The sequence below is a fragment of the Mesorhizobium tianshanense genome (genome assembly GCF_007830515.1).
GTDB lineage: Bacteria > Pseudomonadota > Alphaproteobacteria > Rhizobiales > Rhizobiaceae > Mesorhizobium > Mesorhizobium tianshanense.
Genome location: NZ_VLKT01000009.1, coordinates 137,080 through 154,022 on the forward strand (window position 1 = coordinate 137,080; position 16,943 = coordinate 154,022).

The 16,943-nt window shown below is 62.6% G+C and carries 15 protein-coding genes; 12 read left to right on the forward strand and 3 right to left on the reverse strand.

The features are described 5' to 3' along the window. Positions 1–58 precede the first annotated feature (58 nt). The 4 genes from IQ26_RS09405 (at position 59) to IQ26_RS09420 (ending at position 3,990) form a co-directional block, all read left to right on the forward strand. Positions 59–991: a substrate-binding domain-containing protein gene (locus tag IQ26_RS09405; protein ID WP_145716131.1), complete on the forward strand. Its 933-nt coding sequence runs from the start codon at positions 59–61 to the stop codon at positions 989–991. 124 nt (positions 992–1,115) lie between these two features. Beyond that, on the forward strand, positions 1,116–2,102 hold the full coding sequence (locus tag IQ26_RS09410) for an ABC transporter permease (protein WP_145716133.1): 987 nt from the start codon (positions 1,116–1,118) through the stop codon (positions 2,100–2,102). 3 nt (positions 2,103–2,105) lie between these two features. Further along, on the forward strand, positions 2,106–2,900 hold the full coding sequence (locus tag IQ26_RS09415) for an ATP-binding cassette domain-containing protein (RefSeq protein WP_145716135.1): 795 nt from the start codon (positions 2,106–2,108) through the stop codon (positions 2,898–2,900). Between the two features lie 67 nt (positions 2,901–2,967). After that, the gene (locus tag IQ26_RS09420) at positions 2,968–3,990 is read left to right on the forward strand and encodes a LacI family DNA-binding transcriptional regulator (protein ID WP_145716137.1); all 1,023 of its coding nucleotides are present in this window, start codon (positions 2,968–2,970) and stop codon (positions 3,988–3,990) included. Positions 3,991–4,314: 324 nt separating this feature from the next. On the opposite strand, the gene IQ26_RS09425 is transcribed toward IQ26_RS09420, so the two are convergent. Continuing rightward, entirely contained in the window at positions 4,315–4,905 is a 591-nt protein-coding gene (locus IQ26_RS09425; RefSeq protein ID WP_145716139.1) for a TetR/AcrR family transcriptional regulator, read from the reverse strand. A 256-nt stretch (positions 4,906–5,161) separates the two neighbouring features. On the opposite strand from IQ26_RS09425, the gene IQ26_RS09430 reads away from it, so the two are divergent. From IQ26_RS09430 to IQ26_RS09440, 3 genes are read left to right on the forward strand one after another with little or no spacing between them, the layout of a single operon-like run. Next, on the forward strand, positions 5,162–5,419 hold the full coding sequence (locus tag IQ26_RS09430) for a hypothetical protein (protein WP_145716141.1): 258 nt from the start codon (positions 5,162–5,164) through the stop codon (positions 5,417–5,419). Next, on the forward strand, positions 5,413–8,589 hold the full coding sequence (locus IQ26_RS09435) for an efflux RND transporter permease subunit (protein WP_145716154.1): 3,177 nt from the start codon (positions 5,413–5,415) through the stop codon (positions 8,587–8,589). The genes IQ26_RS09430 and IQ26_RS09435 overlap by 7 nt, the downstream gene beginning before the upstream one ends. A 16-nt stretch (positions 8,590–8,605) precedes the next feature. After that, positions 8,606–9,763 carry an efflux RND transporter periplasmic adaptor subunit gene (locus tag IQ26_RS09440; RefSeq protein ID WP_145716156.1) on the forward strand — a complete coding sequence of 386 codons (1,158 nt, stop codon included), beginning with the start codon at positions 8,606–8,608 and terminating at the stop codon, positions 9,761–9,763. 9 nt (positions 9,764–9,772) lie between these two features. On the opposite strand, the gene IQ26_RS09445 is transcribed toward IQ26_RS09440, so the two are convergent. Then, on the reverse strand, positions 9,773–10,711 hold the full coding sequence (locus IQ26_RS09445; protein ID WP_145716158.1) for a LysR substrate-binding domain-containing protein: 939 nt from the start codon (positions 10,709–10,711) through the stop codon (positions 9,773–9,775). A gap of 104 nt (positions 10,712–10,815) precedes the next feature. On the opposite strand from IQ26_RS09445, the gene IQ26_RS09450 reads away from it, so the two are divergent. The 3 genes from IQ26_RS09450 (at position 10,816) to IQ26_RS09460 (ending at position 13,626) form a co-directional block, all read left to right on the forward strand. Continuing rightward, positions 10,816–11,604 (forward strand): HalD/BesD family halogenase, encoded by a 789-nt coding sequence (locus tag IQ26_RS09450; protein WP_145716160.1) that lies wholly within the window; start codon positions 10,816–10,818, stop codon positions 11,602–11,604. A 103-nt stretch (positions 11,605–11,707) separates the two neighbouring features. Next, complete coding sequence (locus IQ26_RS09455; RefSeq protein ID WP_145716162.1) at positions 11,708–12,445, forward strand: GntR family transcriptional regulator; 738 nt, start codon at positions 11,708–11,710, stop codon at positions 12,443–12,445. A 74-nt stretch (positions 12,446–12,519) separates the two neighbouring features. Continuing rightward, the gene (locus tag IQ26_RS09460; RefSeq protein ID WP_145716164.1) at positions 12,520–13,626 is read left to right on the forward strand and encodes a mandelate racemase/muconate lactonizing enzyme family protein; all 1,107 of its coding nucleotides are present in this window, start codon (positions 12,520–12,522) and stop codon (positions 13,624–13,626) included. A gap of 165 nt (positions 13,627–13,791) precedes the next feature. Here IQ26_RS09460 and IQ26_RS09470 read toward each other — a convergent pair whose 3' ends face one another. Beyond that, positions 13,792–14,496: a GntR family transcriptional regulator gene (locus IQ26_RS09470; protein WP_145716166.1), complete on the reverse strand. Its 705-nt coding sequence runs from the start codon at positions 14,494–14,496 to the stop codon at positions 13,792–13,794. A 116-nt stretch (positions 14,497–14,612) separates the two neighbouring features. On the opposite strand from IQ26_RS09470, the gene dctP reads away from it, so the two are divergent. Beyond that, a complete protein-coding gene (gene dctP / locus IQ26_RS09475; RefSeq protein ID WP_145716168.1) occupies positions 14,613–15,638 on the forward strand; it encodes a TRAP transporter substrate-binding protein DctP in 1,026 nt (341 codons plus the stop codon). 148 nt (positions 15,639–15,786) lie between these two features. Continuing rightward, a complete protein-coding gene (locus IQ26_RS09480) occupies positions 15,787–16,875 on the forward strand; it encodes an SMP-30/gluconolactonase/LRE family protein (RefSeq protein ID WP_145716170.1) in 1,089 nt (362 codons plus the stop codon). The last annotated feature ends 68 nt before the right edge of the window (positions 16,876–16,943 follow it).

A 16,943-nucleotide genomic window follows, 5' to 3' on the forward strand; every position in this document is an offset into this window, starting at 1 on the left:
GGGTTTGCCGTGATCGTCGTCGGAGGTGGAGGAGTTTTTTCAAATGGGAGGAAATCAAATGCTGACAAGGCTACGACTATTTGTATTCGGCCTGATCGTGGCGCTGGCCATTCCGGCGGCAGCGCAGGCCAAGACCTTCTACTGGATTTCGCATGGCGGTCCGGCCGATCCGGTCTGGACCTACTTCCTCGCCGGCGCCAAGCAGTGGGCGGCGGACACCGGCAACACCGTCAACACCTCGTTCCACAATGGCGACGTGGCGTCCCAGCAGGAAGCTGTCCGCGCGGCCATCGCCGCAAAGGCCGACGGCATTACCACCACCAGCCCCGACCCGGGCAGCCTTATCGAGATCGTCAAGGAGGCACGGGCGGCAAACATCCCGATCATCAACTTCAACACGCCCGACCCGAAGGCGGACTTCAACGCCTATGTCGGCGGCGACAACGTCACCTTCGGCAAGAACTGGGCGCAGTATCTGGTCGACAAGGGCCTGGTGAAGAAAGGTGATTTCGTCTGGATGCCGGTCGAAATCCCCGGCGCCACCTATGGCGTCCAGGAAGAAGAGGGCATCAAGAGCGTGTTCGAGCCGCTCGGCATCACCTATGAAATCACCGAAGCCACGCTCGACCAGGCCGAAGCAATCAACCGCATGGTCGACTACCTCACCGCCAACAGGGCCAAGGTCAAGGCGATCATCGGCCTTGGCGATCTGGTGACCGGCTCGATCAAGCGGGTGTTCGATCAGGCCGGCATTCAGCCAGGCGAAATTCCGGTCGTCGGCTGGGGCAACTCGCTCGACACCACCCAGGAGGTGCTGACCGGCTACGTCAATGCCGGGCAATGGCAGGATCCGCAGGCGACCAGCTATGTAGCGCTCTCGCTCGCCAATATGGCCGCCAGCGGCATTCCGCCCGGCTTCGACGTGATCACCGGCGCGCTCTACGAAAAGGACACCGCGCAGGTCTACGACGACATCTTGTCCGGCAAATAAAACCGCGATCGGGATGATTGCGGCGGCGCTGCCGCAGCGATCATCCCCATCATCCCGCCGAGCCTCGAATCCCGCTTGATGCGGCCCTGGGTTCTGGCCAGTTCCATCCTATCGCGGGGTCAACGTGGAAAATCGCTCCATCATCCAACGCTCGATCGCGAGGCCGGAATTCGGGCCTTTCGTGTTGCTTGTCGCCGAGCTCGCCGTGTTCTGGGGATTAAACCACGACTTCCTGTCGCCGCAGAACATCAGCAACATACTTGCCTTCACGGTCGAGCTCGGCCTGATTGCGCTGGCGATGACGCTGTTGATGACATCGGGCGAATTCGACCTCTCGGTCGGATCGCTGTTCGGCTTCTCGCCGGTCTTGATGTGGACGCTCTTCAACAGCGGCCTCACCTCGCTGGAAGCCGGCTTCGTCCTGGCCTTGCTGGTTGCCGCCTTCATCGGGCTGGTCAATGGCTGGTTCGTGACGCGGCTCAAGATCCCGTCCTTCCTGGTGACGCTCGGCATGCTGCTGGTGGTGCGCGGCACCGCTCTGTTCGTCACCAACGGATTTCCGCAGCGGACCTGGAGCGCCGAAGGCAGCTGGCTCGCCGAGGCGCTGGTCGGCGATTTCTTCATCGGGCCGTTCCGCATCTACATGTCGCTGTTCTGGTTCATCGCCGCCGCAATCGCACTCGGCTACGTGCTGACGCAAAGCCGGACCGGCAACTGGATCCAGGCGGCCGGCGGCAACCCCAGCGCGGCAAGGGCGCGCGGCGTCAACGTCAGCGGCGTCAAGATCGGCCTGTTCATCCTGTCGTCGGTTATGGCTTCGCTGGCCGGCATCATCAGTTCGCTGCGCACCTCGGCGGCCAACCCCAACAGCGGCACCGGCTACGAGCTCGAAGTCATCGCCATGGTGGTGATCGGCGGCACGGCGCTGACCGGCGGACGCGGCACCATCATCGGAACCGTACTCGGCATCCTGATCCTGCGCGTGATGCGCAACGGAATCGTGCTGATCGGCGTGCCCGGGCTTGCCTACAACATCTTCATCGGCGCGATCATCCTCGGCATGATGGCGCTCCACTCCTGGCTTGAACGCCGGCATCAGACGGGGACTTGAACCATGGCTGAACCGCTTGTCCGCATGAAGAACATCCGCAAGTCCTACGGGCGCGTGCAAGCGCTCGTGGACACCAATTTCCATGTCAACGAAAGGGAGATCGTCGGTCTTCTCGGCGACAATGGCGCCGGCAAATCGACGCTGATCAAGGTGTTGTCGGGCGCGGTTCCGCTGACCAGCGGCGACATCTTCATCCGCGGCAAGAAGGTGGACTTTCGCAGCACCAGCGACGCCATAGCCCACGGCATCGAGACGATCTACCAGGATTCGGCACTGGTCACGCAATTGTCGATCGCGCGCAACCTGTTCCTCGGACGCGAGCCGATCAAGCCGCCGCGTTTCCTCAACCGGATGGACCAGGAGGCGATGAACGTCGTCGCCCGCGATCTGCTCAAACAGGTCGGCATCTCGAAGAACATCCCGCCGACCACGCCGATCGGCTCACTCTCGGGCGGCGAGCGGCAGGCGGTGGCGATCGCGCGCGCCATGCATTTCGACAGCGACCTCATCATCCTCGATGAGCCGACCAACAATCTCGGCGTCGCCGAGACGCAGGGCGTGCTGAGCTTCGTGCGCAGCGCCCGCGATTCGGGCCATTCCTGCATCTTCATCGCCCACAACATCCACCACGTCTTCCAGGTGGTCGACCGCATCGTCGTCATGCGCCGCGGCAAGGTGGTTGCCGACGACATCGACCCGAAGAACACCAGCGTCGCCGAGGTCGAACGGATCATCACCGGCATGTCCGACGAGGAGATCCACGAGGCCATCGTCCAGGGCAAGCAATCGCAGGGCTGAGCGGCGGGCGCAAGCCGGTTGGCCGCATGTCTGGCACAGGATCGCATCCGCTCCTATGACTGTGACAATGAAAGCCACCGTTGCGGACATCGCCAGAAGCTGCGGGCTGTCGACCGCGACGGTCGACCGGGTGCTGAACAACCGGCCGGGCGCAAGTGCGGCCAACCGGCAGCGCGTAATGGAGGCGGCCAAGCAGCTCGGCTATTTGCCGGTCGTGGATCAGGTCACGCTGCCCTCGCGGCCGGCGCATCTCGAGTTCTTCCTGCCGATCGGCTCCAACGCCTTCATGATGGATCTGGCAAATCATATCGAGGATTATTCGGCGCGCCTGCCGCTCGTCGCCTCCTGCCGGATCCACAAGCTCGCCGGCATCTCGCCGAGCGCGTTGCAGGCGGCCGTCGAAAACCTCTCGCTCAAGGCAAACGGCGTCGGTGTCATCGCGGTCGACCACCCGAGAACGCGCAACATCCTGCGCGAGATCGTCGAGGCCGGCATCCGCCTGGTCACGCTGGTGTCGGATGTTCCGGGCGCGCCGCGATCGGCCTATGTCGGCATCGACAACCGCGTGGCCGGGCGCACCGCGGCCCTTTTGATGGGGCGTTTCCTGGGCGGGCTCCCAGGCCATCTGGCAATGGTCGTCGGCTCACGCTCCTATCGCGGGCACGAGGAACGCGAAATGGGCTTTCGTTCCGTGCTCAGCGAGGAGTTCCCCAACCTGACCGTCACCAGTGCCGTCGAGATCAACGACGAGCCTGATATCAGCTACACGGCAACGATGAAGGCGCTGCACAACGAGCCGGAGCTGCTCGGCATCTATTGCGTCGGCGCCGGACGCTCCGGCGTGGCGAAAGCGCTGCTGGAAGCCAAGCCGCAAAGGAAGCCGGTGTTCATCTGCCACGACCTGACAAGGGCGACGCGCGGCTATCTCGTCGACGACCTGCTCGATGTCGTCATCGACCAGAACGCGCGGCTGATCGCCGAGCAGTCGGTCATTCGCCTGCTTGGCTCGATCGCATCCTCGGCGCCCTATTTGACGCGGAAATTCATCGAACCGCGCCTGATCTTCAAGGAAAACGTCCCGGTGCAGTGACGGCGCGCAAGGGCGACGTTCAATCTGCCCCATAGTTAAGATTCGGTTGATGCCGCAAATCTGCACATCTGCTATGCATCTTTCGCAGTTGCCGAATCATTGGGCAACCGGTAGTTATGTAGGTGTCGGCCATCTACTCCTCCCAGATGCGATGCCGACCCTGAGTGCGGTACACCTCCTCCCGTGCCGTATTCGAAATCAAGCCCGCTGCCACCTCCTCCCGGCAGCGGGCTTTTTTGTTTCATCGGATGACCGGTGGGAAAACGCCGTGGCGCGATGGGCTAATGGGCAGCGCCGTGTCGCCACCGTGCATCCAGGCGATATCTATCTGGCCGCAGCGCCCCTGAAGGACGTGATCAGGCCTTCCGCCATGCGGACGAATTGCGCGCTGGGGCCTTCGGCTCCGACGCTTTGAAGGCTGACGCGAGCGCCTTCAAGCAACAGCGACAATGTATCGGCGAGAAGTTCCGCCTGGCCGACGCCGGCCTCCCGGCACAGATTCACCAGGCGGTCGCGCTGAGCCTCCTTGAGTTCCTTGATTACACGCCTCGCCGGATGATCGGTCTCGCTCAATTCGATGGCGGCATTGGCCATGTCGCAGCCGCGACTGTCAGCATTGAGCATATCGGCGGCCTTGCGAACCCAGGCGTGCAGTTGGGCGAGCTTGTCGCCAGGGTACTCAGCCTCAAATGCGTCCCACATCGCACCGGCCTTGCATGCGGTCGCTCGCAGGCACTCGATGACCAGATCGTCCTTGGACTCGAAATGGCGGTAGAGCGTCATCTTGTTGGTGCCGGCGGCCTCGGTAATGGCATCGACGCCGACGCCCTTGATGCCATGCTTGTGAAACATATCCCGCGCCGTCTCCAGGATCCTATCCCGGGGGCGGATGCGTTCCACCGTGCCGTCTTCCATCGAAACCTCCTTGTTTTTCCGGTTTCCTGAAAAATCCCTCGGTACACCTCTTGACTAGGGTGTTACCGGTCTGTAACTTCCAGAATGTTACTTACTGGTAACACCTATATCGCCTCCCGTCAACGATTGGCATCGCCGTCAGGCCCTGCCGGAGCGGAATGGGCGAGAAATTTGCATGTCATGCGGCTTCGGCCGGTGAGAACGAAAAACGGTTCGCGATCATTTCGATGCGAATCGCAAGCCAGGAGCCGCTCCGATGTCGCAGCGCAAGGATTTGACGATCGACGAAGTTGTGAGGGATCCGATGATCCTGATGCTGATGAAGGCCGACCGCGTCGACCCGCGTTCCTTCGAGGCGATGCTGCGTAGCCTGGCGGATGCGCAAGGTCGCGGCCGCAAGGCGCAGCCTCGTTTCCTGGAAGACCCGGGTCAGAAGCGCAGCCGGCGGCTGTCCAGAGTGGCCAAGGCCTTTGGCGCGACGAGAGCATCGGGCGAGGGGTACGTGTCATGGTGAATTTCTTCATCCACCGACCGATCTTCGCATCGTCGATAGCCATCATCATGGTGCTCGCCGGGGCGATCTGCTATTTCTTGCTGCCTGTCTCGCAGTTTCCCGACATTACGCCGCCTCAGGTCGTGGTCAGCGCCCATTATCCGGGCGCCAGCGCGCAAGTCGTGGCCGACACCGTCACGACGCCGCTCGAACAGCAGATCAACGGCGTTGAAGGCATGACCTATATGTCGTCGTCGAGTTCCAATGACGGCTCGTCGACGATCACCATCACCTTCGACGTCGGCTACTCCCTGAGCACGGCCGCCGTCGACGTCCAGAACCGCGTGTCGCAGGCCGCGTCATCGCTGCCGGCCATCGTCAACCAGGGCGGCGTGACGATCAAGAAGCAGAATCCGAATTTCGTCCTGATCGTCAACCTCACCTCGCCCGACGGCTCCGTCGATCCGGTCGCGCTCAGCAACCTCGCTTACCTGCAGGTCGTGGACCCGCTGAAGCGCCTGCCCGGCGTCGGCGACGTGCAGATCTTCGGCGAACGGCGCTATTCGATGCGCGTATGGCTCGATCCCGACAAGCTCGCCAATCTCGGCATCACCGCCGTCGATGTCCAGAACGCCATCGCCGAGCAGAATGTCCAAGTCGCGGCCGGCAAGATCGGGCAGTCGCCGGCGCCCGCCGGCACCGCTTTCGAAATGCAGGTCAACGCGGTCGGCCGACTGAGCGACCCCAAGGAATTCGGCGACATCGTCGTGCGCGCCGATGCCGCGAACGGTTCGCTGGTGCGGTTGCGCGACGTTGCGCGCATCGAACTCGGCGCCCTGCAATATTCGTCGTCGGCTTTCTTCGGCGAGGACCCGACCGTGGTGCTGGCGGTCTACCAGATGCCGGGTTCCAACGCGCTCGATCTGCAGCAGCGCGTCAAGGACAAGATGCAGGAACTGTCGGCCCGCTTCCCGAAGGGCGTCAGCTATGCCATGCATTACGATACGACCCGTTTCGTTTCGGCGTCGATGCACGACGTGCTGGTCACGCTCGGCGAGGCGCTGGTCCTGGTCGTCGCGGTGGTGTTCATCTTCCTGCAGAGCTGGCGCACCACGATCATCCCGACGATCGCGATTCCCGTGTCGCTGGTGGCCACGCTCGTCGTCATGTACATGTTCGGCTTCTCGCTGAACATGCTCAGCCTGCTCGGCATGGTGCTGGCGATCGGCCTCGTCGTCGACGACGCGATCGTCGTCGTCGAGAATGTCGAGCGCCAGCTGGAGGCCGGCCTCGAACCGCTGCCCGCCACCCGCGCGGCGATGGCCGAGGTCACCGGTCCGATTATCGCAACGACCGCCGTGCTGATGGCCGTGTTCGTGCCGGTCGCCTTCATTCCCGGCGTTTCCGGCAGGCTCTACAACCAGTTTGCCCTGACGGTCGCGATCTCCTTCGGCATCTCCGCCTTCGTCTCGCTGACGCTCACCCCGGCACTCAGCGCCGCCTTCCTGCGCCACCGCCCGGCAACGCAGTTCGTGCTGTTCCGCTGGTTCAACACGGGCTTCGAACGGCTGTCGCACGCCTATGCCAATGGTGTGCGCATCCTCATCCGCCTGCGCTGGATCATGCTCGGACTGTTCGCTGCCGGACTTGTCGCGACCTATTTCGTCTGGCAGCGCCTGCCCTCTACCTTCCTTCCGGTCGAGGATCAGGGCTATTTCTTCGTGGTCATACAGTTACCGGATGGGGCGTCGCTGGAACGCACCGACGCGGTCGCCCGCAAGGCACGCGACATCCTGCAGAACACGCCCGGCGTCGATATCGTCGGCTCGATCAGCGGGTTGAACTTCCTCACCAATGCCGCCCAGTCGAACTCGGCGGTGGAATTCGCCATCCTGAAGCCATGGGACGAGCGCGGCCCCGACCAGAGCGCCTCGAAGCTCGTCGCCGACGTGCGCGCGAAGCTCATGGAACTTCCCGAAGCCTTCGCGCTGAGCTTCGATCCGCCTTCGATCCCGGGCATCGGCACGACTGGCGGCTTCGAATTCCAGGTTGAGGATCTGACCGGTCGCGGCAGTGTTGCGCTCAACGATGCGACGCAGGCAGTGCTCGCCGAAGCACGCAAGCAGCCCGAGCTCAGCCCGCAGCAATTGTTCTCGTCGTTCTCGACCTCGACGCCGCAGTTCAACTACGACCTCGACCGCAACAAGGCGAAGCTGCTCGGCCTCAGCCTGCCTGACGTGTTCAACACGCTGCAGATCTATCTCGGCTCGCTCTATGTGAACGACTTCAACCTGTTTGGCCGCACCTTCCGGGTGACGATCCAGGCCGACAAGGATGCGCGCGCGGGTGCTGCCGACATTTCGCGGCTCTATGTGCGCAATGCCTCCGGCGGCATGGTGCCGTTGAGCACGCTCGGCAAGCTGGTGCCCATCGTGGGTCCCGAAACCGTCCCGCATTACAACAACAATGCGTCGGCCCTGATCAATGGCGGTGCCGCACCCGGCTTCTCCTCGGGCCAGGCGGTCGCGGCGATGGAGCGCGCCGCTGCCATCGCACTGCCGAAGGATTTCGGCTACGAGTGGACCGGGATCACCTATCAGGAGCTCAAGGCTGGATCGATCGCCTCGATTGTCTTCGGTCTCGCCATGGTGTTCGTCTTCCTAATTCTCGCCGCCCAATATGAGAGCTGGGCCATGCCCTTCATGGTTCTGCTCGCGGTGCCGCTTGCCCTGTTCGGTGCCTTTGTCGCCTTGTTGATGCGCGGCATGCAGATCGACGTCTATTCGCAGATCGGCTTCGTCATGCTGATCGGGCTGGCGGCGAAGAACGCCATTCTGATCGTGGAGTTTGCCCGGCGCCGGCGCGAGGAAGGCCTCAGCATCGTCGACGCTGCAATGGAAGCGGCGCGTCTGCGGCTGCGGCCCATCCTGATGACCGCCTTCGCGTTCATCCTCGGCGTGGTGCCGCTGATGTTGTCCTCAGGTGCCGGTGCAGCAAGCCGCCAGTCGATCGGCACCACCGTGTTTGGCGGCATGGTCGCGGCGACGATCCTGTCGCTGGTGTTCGTGCCGATCTTCTATGCGGTCATCGAACAACTGCGCGAGCGCGGCAGCAAGAGCGAGCCCGTTTCCGAACCAACTGAACCCATTGCCGAACCCGCTTTCGAGCGATTGGCCGAAGCGGCCGAATAGGACTGGAGAATTGATCATGCGTAAATGGAAAATCGCGTTGGGAGCGGCTGTTGCCGTCGGGGCGATCTCGGTGGCCAGTGTTCACTTGCTCGACATGGGCAATTTCGGCCTCAATGCCGGCACGGCAGGGGCAGCGACGCCCGAACCCGCGGCGTTTGTCATGCCGGTGCCGGTGGTGAGCGTCGTCAAGAAGACGATCCCGATCTATCTCGATTATGCCGCCCGCACCGAGCCTATCCGCAGCATCACGCTGCAGGCGCGCGTGCCGGGTTATCTGCAGGAGCAGGTCGCGCCCGACGGCAGCGATGTCCAAAAAGGCGACCTTCTCTACAAGATCGCTCCGGAGGACTTCCACGCTGCCCTTGACCAGGCGAAGGCTCAGGTCCAGCGCGACGAAGCAACGCTCGACTATGCGCGTTCCAGCCTTGGCCGCGGCACCGAACTCGCCAAGAGCGGATACATCGCCAAGGATGCGTTCGACCAGCGCACCAGCACCTTGCGCGAGGCCCAGGCTTCGCTCGCCGTGAACCAGGCTGCTGTACGGACCGCCGAGCTCAATCTGAGTTATTCGGAAATCAGGGCGCCGTTCGCCGGGCGCGTCGGCCGCAACCAGGCCTCGGTCGGAACGCTGGTCAGCGTCGCCGGCACGGTGCTCAACACGCTGGTGCAGCTCGATCCGATCTATGTCACCTTCAATCCGAGCGAAACGGATCTGGCGCAGATCGAGGAAGCCCGCGCGGCCGGGCCTATCGATGTCGACGTCCTGCTTCCCGGCGAGACGGAACCGCGCCAGAGAGGTCAGCTCACCTTCATCGACAACACGGTCGATCATTCGACCGGCACCATCACGGCACGGGCGACGATCGGCAACGCCAAGTTCACACTGCTGCCGGGCCAATATGTTCGCGTGAGGCTGCACATCAAGCAGCAGCCCGATGCGCTGATGGTGCCGCAGACGGCGTTGGGATCGAGCCAGCTCGGCAAGTACGTCTACGTCGTCGGAAAGGGCAACACCGTCGACCAGCGCATCGTTTCGCTCGGGCCGACCAATGGCGACCTGGTGGCTATCTCGAGCGGCGTATCGGAAGGCGACAAGGTGATCACCGGCAACCTGCAGAAGATCGGCCCGGGAATGCCGGTCTCGCCGCTGCCACAAGAGAAACCGGCAAGCTGATAACCCCCATCAGATCCGGTCCTGTGGCGCCCTTGGCTCCCACGCCAAGGGCGCCGTTTTGCTGAGCAGCGCGACGAGCTCGGCAATGTCGGCACGCTCGGCCTTTGCCGAAGGCATGAAGGCGCAATAGGGCTGGCCGAGCCGGACCGAGACCGACGACAGCGCGATCAGCCGGCCCGCCTCCAGATCGGCGCGGGCCATGACTCTCTGGCCAAGGGCTATCCCGAGGCCCAGCCGGGCCGAGGCGATCGCCAGGCTCGACAGTCCGACGCGGCGCCCGTGCGACGGGTCGGGGGAGCGATTGCCGCCCGACGCCGTGAACCAGTCCGCCCATGTCGGATGCGAGGCATAGTTCGGACCCCAGTTGGTGTGGATGAACAGGCTCTCGTGCACTTCCGCCAGGCTGGACGCGCCATCGCCGTATCTTTGCCAGAAGTCCGGCGCGCAGACCGGCAGGACGTCGTCATGGACGAGACGGACCATCCTGAGCGCCGGATAGTGATAGTCACCGTAGGAGATGCGCAAGTCGATGTTCTGGCGCACGACATCGACCGGATCGTCCTCGACCCGAACGTCGATCGCCATTTGCGGGAAGGCATCGAGAAGAACGGCCAGCCTGGGCGCCAACCACAATTCGGCCAGCGAAAACGGCACGCTGACGACGAGACGCGTTCTCAAGCCGCCTTCCAGCATGCGCCGCCCGATCGCGGCGATGTCGCCCAGGGCACGCGCCGTCTGCGGATAGATTGCGTGGCCGGCATCGGTCAGCGCGATGCGGTTGCCGCTGCGCACGAACAGCTGCTTGCCGAACCAGGTTTCGAGATTGCGGACCTGCTGGCTGACCGCCGCTGACGAAACGCCGAGTTCGGTGGCGGCCAAGGTGAAGCTGCCGGCGCGCGCCGCGACCTCGAAGGCCTTGATCGCGTTCAGCGGAGGGAGCCGTTCCATGCGCGCCTTCCATAAGTTTTTCCTATGGAAGACTAATAATTTTCAGGCGTTGAGAGAAAGATTTTTTTGCCGTCTTCTATGCTCGAACCTGGGAGCATGAGACGATGAAAGACATTCTCGATCTGGACCGATACCCGCTCGACCGTGAAGGCAGCGCCGAATGGAAGCGCCTCGTGGAGACCTCGATTGCGGCGCTAGAAGCCGACGGCATGTTCAATCTCGAGGGTTTTCTGCGGCCCGGCGTGGCTGAACGGGCGGTGCGGGAAATCCAGCCCGTCATGGCGACCCGCTCGCACATGCACAAGCGGATGCACAACATCTACTTCAAGCCTGACATCCCGGAACTCGCTCCGGACCACCCTGCCCTGCGCAAGGTCGAGACCATCAGCCATACGGTCTGCGCCGACCAGATTCCTGGCAGCCTCGTGCTCGCCATCTATGAGTACGAACCGCTGCTGCGCTTCCTGGCGGCAGCGATGGGAAAGACGCGGCTGCACGTCATGCAGGACCCGCTGGCGCGCACCAATGTGATGGCCTATCGCGCCGGCGAGGCGCTGAACTGGCATTTCGATCGCTCGGAATTCACCACGACGCTTCTATTGCAGGCAGCGCAACGCGGCGGCGACCTCGAATACCGCACCGACCTCCGCTCGGAAGACAATCCCAACTACGACGGCGTCGCCAGGCTTCTCGAAGGGCGCGATCCCGAGGCAAGGATCCTGCGCATGAAGGCAGGCACGCTCAACGTCTTCCGCGGCAAGAACACAGCGCATCGCGTCACCACCGTCGAAGGCGAGCGCGAACGCATGATCGCGGTGTTTTCCTACTACGAGAAATCAGGCGTGACGTTCAGCGACGAGGAGCGGGTCGGCTTCTACGGCCGGGCTGCCTGAGGCGGACCCACATTCCGCCCGGAAACTGGACGCCAGAAAATAAACCTCTTGTTAGATTGTCGACAATCTGCTTGTCTTGATCCGTTCCTTGCGGAGTGGCCGAATGGGCAAGCTGGATTTCAGTCCGATCGCGGATACGACAAGGCGCGCCGAGATCGTGGCGCTGCTCAGGCGCGCGATCCTGACCGGCCAGCTGGAACCGGGGCAGAAGCTCAACGAACTCAGGATCGCCGAGCAGATGCGGGTGAGCCGCGCACCGCTGCGCGAGGCGATGCGCGAACTGGTGCAGGAAGGCATCCTGACCAGCATCCCCTACGCCGGGACCTTCGTCATTGACGTGACCGCCAAGGACATCGACGACGCCTATTCGCTCAATAAGGTGCTGGACGAGTTTGCCATCGAGCGGATGTGGCCGCTTCGCGACCAGCGCTTCTTCGACGAGCTCGACCGGCGCCACGAGGCCGTGAAGCAGGCGACGCGGAACCTCGACACCACCCGGCAGATCGAAACGGCGCTGCAATTGCATGGCCTGATCCATGAATGGGCCGACAATTCGGTGCTGCTGGAGACATGGCAGCGGCTGACCAGCCGGCTGCAGATGTATTTCGCGCTGCACCAGCGAGCGCGCAACGAACCGGTGCCTGCCGAAGACGTCCACGATACCTATGTGCGGCTGTTGAAGGGCAGCGACATGGGCGCCGCCCAGCGCCACGCCCGCGAACATATCGAGCTCGATTTCGAGGAACTCCTTGCCTATGCGCGCAGCCTCGAACAGCGTACCTCCAAGGGCGCCAGGGCCGATCGCGCCGGCCTGACGCGCAACCGGCCGGAAGGCGACTGAGCCGACAGAAGCGAGCCGACAGAAGCCGCTAATTGCCGGCTTCGTCGGGGTATCACAGACAACGGACAGAGAACGTGAAGATCAAGACCATCAAGGCCTACCATGTCGTGCAGCCCTTCGTGGATGGGCCCTACCGCATGTCCAAAGGGCGTGTCGCCGACGCCTTCGACGCGGTGATCGTTGCCATCACCTCCGACAGCGGGCTGACCGGCTGGGGCGAGATGGCGCCGCTCGGCAATTTCTACTCGCCGGCATTCGCGGCCGGTGTTCGCGCCGGTGTCGTGGAAATCGCGCCGCATCTTCTTGGTCAGGAGCCGCGCGGGCTGGCCAGTATCGGCCGGCTGATGGACACGGTGTTCAAGGGCCATCCCTACATCAAATCGGCACTCGACATGGCATGCTCGGATCTTGCGGCACGCGCCGCTGACGTGCCGCTGGTGACGCTGCTCGGCGGACGCGAGAGCGAGACGGCGGAACTCTACAAGGTCGTCACCCATGGCACGGTCGACGCCATGGCGGCAATTGCCAGGCGCATCGTCAAGGACGGGTTCCGCCGGCTGCAGGTCAAGGTCGGCGGCAACGTCCGTGACGACATCGAGCGCGTCACCGCCGTCGCCGCTTCGGTGCCGAAGGGCACCGTCATCTTCTGCGACGCCAATGCCGGCTGGACGCCCTATCAGGCGCGCCAGTTCGCGGATGCGACGCGTGCCGTCGACTACACGTTCGAACAGCCCTGCACCACAATCGACGAATGCATGTCGGTGCGCCGCTCGCTCGACAAGCCGATGGTGCTCGACGAATCCGTTGCCTCGCTGGACGACATGCTCGACATTCACCGCAAGGGCGCGGCCGACGGGCTGACGCTGAAGATCTCGCGGCTCGGCGGCGTGACCAAGACGCGCCAGATCCGCGACCTTGCCGTCGATCTGGGCTTCATGATCACCGTCGAGGACACCGGCGGCGCCGAGATCGACACCGCAGCCATGGCGCATCTGTCGCTGTCGACGCCGGAGGAGCGCCGGCTGCACGCCATCGCCTTCCACGAATGGGTGACGGTGCGCACCGCATCGAACATGCCGCCGGTCTCGGGCAGCCACATGGGCGTCCCGGACGGGCCCGGCCTCGGTATCGATGTCGTTCCCGACCTGCTCGGCGCGCCCTTCTTCGAGGTCGGCGGCTAAGATGGAGATCCGCCGCATCACCGTGACCTAACGACGAGTACCAAGCGCCACGAAAACCTTGTCTGGCACTATCCCGAGCCGGTTCACGAGGCCGAGCGCATCAATTCACAGTCTCAGCAATGGTCAATTCGCAAAGCCGATTCGCACTTCGGCCAGCGGGCGAGCTCAGAAGAACTGGCTGTGCGCCTGTCGGATCTCATCGACCTGTGCGAGGGTGCCCGAAAGATGCCGGCGGACGGCTTCCTGGGCTCCCGGCGCATCGAAGGCCTTCATCCGATCGAGGATCTCGTGATGCGCCGTGAGAATCGTTGCACCTTTGCCCGGATCCATGAGGTTGAGCTTTCGAAGCCTGTCGATATGGCCTGAGCGGGATTGGATGAGCGTCCATAAATCCGGCACGCCGGCGGCCTCGAACATCGTTTGGTGGAACTGTCGGTCGAGCTGGCTGAAGCGCTCCAAATCCCCGTCGATCTTGAGGGCCGTTTCCTGCAATTGGACGATACGGCTGGCGTGGGCGACCACGCTCCGGCCCGCCTCGGTGCTCAATGATCGAACGACCTCAAGCTCGAGCGACATGCGCAGGAACTGGGTCTCCCGCGCTTGATGGAGATCGATCCGAGTCACCTCGGTGCGAGATTGCGGAACGACGGCGATCAATCCCTCCTTTTCCAGCATCTGCAGAGCGTCGCGCACCGGCGTTTGGCTGACACCATAGAACGCGGCGAGATCATTGCGCGACAACTGCATTCCCGGCCGCAGCTCCAGCGAGATGATCCGGTCGCGCAACAGGTCGTAGAGCTGATGCGACGTCGACGTCCGTTTCAGCGCACCACTGAGCGGCTGAGCGGGCAGGGCGGAAAGCAATGTCATCTGGTCGTCCTCGATGTGGGATTCACTATAGCGCAGCGGTTGACTCGGTGAAACTAATATATTAGTGCATTTGAGAAGGAGATGGAGGTCTCCATAATTTCCCATGGGAGGACAGAATGAACGTCAAACTCGCCCTTCTCGCCGGCTGTACCGCGCTCGCCTTCGCGTCGACCGCACGCGCCGATCCACTTTCGATTCAATCGTCGTTCAATGCCGGCGACTTCTCAATGCAGTATCTGACCGAGACCTGGCTGCCCAAGGTTCCGGAGATGACAGGCGGCAGGATCGAAATCACGCTGACGCCGAACGCTTCGGTGGTTCCGGCGAAGGAAACGCCCGATGCGGTGGCTGCAGGGGTGATCGACGGCGACTTCACATCGGTCAACTATTTCTCTGGAATCGAGCCTGCCTTCGCGATCATGGCCGATCTTATCTCGGGTTATGACACGCCGGCACAGATGCTGGAATTCTGCAAGAATGATCGTGGCGAGGAGATCCAGCAGAAGATCCTCGACAGCGTGACCGACGGTGAGGTGAAGCTGATTGCCTGTGGCCCATACAGCCGCGAATCCCTGCCTGCGCGCATTCCAATCCGGACGTTCGAGGACCTGAAGGGCAAGAAGATCCGCGCGCCCGAGGGGCTGGCTTCCGCGATCTTCGCCTCCGCCGGCGCAAGTCCGGTTTCCATTCCCTTCTCGGAGGTCTACGGGGCGCTCGAAAAAGGGATCGTCGATGCGGCCGATGCTTCCGCCTATGTCAATAACGTCGCGACCGGTTTGCACGACGTAGCTCCCTATCCCCTCTACCCCGGCATTCATTCGATGCCGCTCATGCAGTTCACGATGAATCGCGAGCGCTGGGATGCACTTTCGGCAGAAGACCAGAAGGCGCTCAGGGACTGGTGGTATGCAGCCATGGAGGACCTGACCAAGGTCGTGAACGAGCAGGACCAGGAGAAGGCTGCTGCAGATTCCAAAGGCGGAAAGATTGAGGTCATCAACTGGGCGCTGGAAGACCGCGACCAGCTGCGCGAGGTGGCCCGTGCGGAATGGCTCAAGTTCGCAGAAAAGAGCGAGCTCGCCCGCGAAGCGCTGGATGCGAATCTGGCCTACATGAAAAAAATCGGCCTCCTCAAGGACTGAATGAGCTGCCTCTCCGGCCGCCCCTGGCGGCCGGAGAGGCAGCATAGGCGGCCACGCAATGGCTTTCCGTATGTGTTGTTTCGCTGGAGATCTCCGAGCGGTGAGCAGGGATTCTCTCGCATCGTCGAAACAGAGGAGGAAACTGGCTATGGGAATGACACGCCGGGATATTCTTTCCCTCGGCAGCGCGGGGCTCGTCGCCGTCGCTGCCGGCAAAGCATGGGGGCAGTCTCTCCCATTTAAGCCGAACCTGCGCTATCCGGATCCTGCAATAGAGATCCTGGACCCAAGCTTCGCCAAGTATCGCATCTATGCATCCAGCGTGGAACAGCTCGCGTCCGGGATGCGATGGGCGGAAGGGCCGGTCTATTTCCCGGAGGGGCGTTATCTTCTTGTCTCCGACATTCCTAACAACCGTATAATGAAGTACGATGAGGTGAAGAACAGCTTCACCGTCTTCCGCTCTCCTGCCAATTTCGCCAATGGCAACACCCGCGACAAAGACGGTCGTTTGATCACTTGCGAGCATTCGGTGACGCGCCGCGTCGTGCGTACGGAAAAGGACGGCACGATCAAGGTCCTGGCCGACCAGTTCGACGGCAAGCGGCTCAATGCGCCGAACGACGTGGTGGTCAAGTCGGACGGAACGATCTGGTTCACCGATCCGCTTTTTGGCATCAACGGCAACTATGAGGGTGAGCCCGCGAAGCCAGATCAGGCAACAACGAATGTCTACCGCGTCGGTGCCGATGGCAAGCTTGCCGCCATCATCACCGATCTCGTCAATCCGAACGGGCTCGCCTTCTCGCCGGATGAAAAGAAGCTCTATGTGGTGGAATGGAAGGGTACGCCCAATCGCAGCATCTGGAGCTATGACATTTCAACCGACGGCGCGGCATCCAACAAGACGAAGGTGGTGGACGCCGCTGATTTCGGAGCGCTCGACGGAATCAAGGTGGACCGCGACGGCAACCTTTGGTGCGGCTATGGCAGCAATGGCGCTCTCAATGCGGAACCTTCCCAGGTCGATGGGCGCAAGATCTACACGCTGAAGGGCAACCCGGAACACCTCGACGGCGTGATGATCTTCAATCCGCAAGGCAAGCCGATCGGCTTCATCCACCTGCCGGAGCGCTGCGCCAATTTGACCTTTGGCGGACCAAAAGGCAGCCGCCTCTACATGGCGAGCAGTCATTCGCTCTATGCGGTTTATGTCGAGACACAAGGCGCAGCGTGACCAGCTCAACTGATCGTCCTGCTGGTGCGGTGAAAAGACCGACCAATCGCCCGCCGCTAAGCGGCCGC